Source organism: Sphaerisporangium dianthi (genome assembly GCF_042654065.1).
Classification (GTDB): Bacteria; Actinomycetota; Actinomycetes; order Streptosporangiales; family Streptosporangiaceae; genus Sphaerisporangium; species Sphaerisporangium dianthi.
In genome coordinates this window covers 1-548 of record NZ_JBHSFP010000115.1, presented here as the reverse complement: position 1 = coordinate 548, position 548 = coordinate 1, and the positions used below count along the sequence as shown (strand labels likewise).

Below are 548 nucleotides of genomic sequence, written 5' to 3'. Positions count from 1 at the left end.
GGATGTCGGACCAGTCGACCCAGCTGATGTCGTTGTCCTGGCAGTAGGCGTTGTTGTTGCCCTGCTGGGTGCGGCCCAGCTCGTCGCCGTGCGAGAGCATCGGCACGCCCTGGGACAGGAACAGCGTCGTGAGGAAGTTGCGCTTCTGCTGCTCGCGCAGCGCCTCCACCGCCACGCTGCCCGAGCCCTCCTCCCCGCAGTTCCACGAACGGTTGTCGTCCGTGCCGTCGCGGTTGCCCTCGCCGTTGGCCTCGTTGTGCTTGTGGTTGTAGGACACCAGGTCGCGGAGGGTGAAGCCGTCGTGGCAGGTGACGAAGTTGATGGACGCGGCCGGACGGCGGCTGTCGTCCTGGTAGAGGTCGCTCGAGCCGGTGAGCCGGGAAGCGAACTCCGGCAGCGCGGCCGGCTCGCCGCGCCACATGTCGCGGATCGTGTCGCGGTAGCGGCCGTTCCACTCGGTCCAGCGGGGCGGGAAGTTGCCCACCTGGTAGCCGCCCGGCCCGACGTCCCACGGCTCGGCGATCAGTTTGACCTGGCTGAGCACGGGG

1 pseudogene is annotated in these 548 nt (G+C 69.0%); it reads right to left on the bottom strand.

The features are described from left to right. Positions 1-548: pseudogene (locus ACFO60_RS40840) on the bottom strand (glycogen debranching enzyme); the annotation flags it as partial.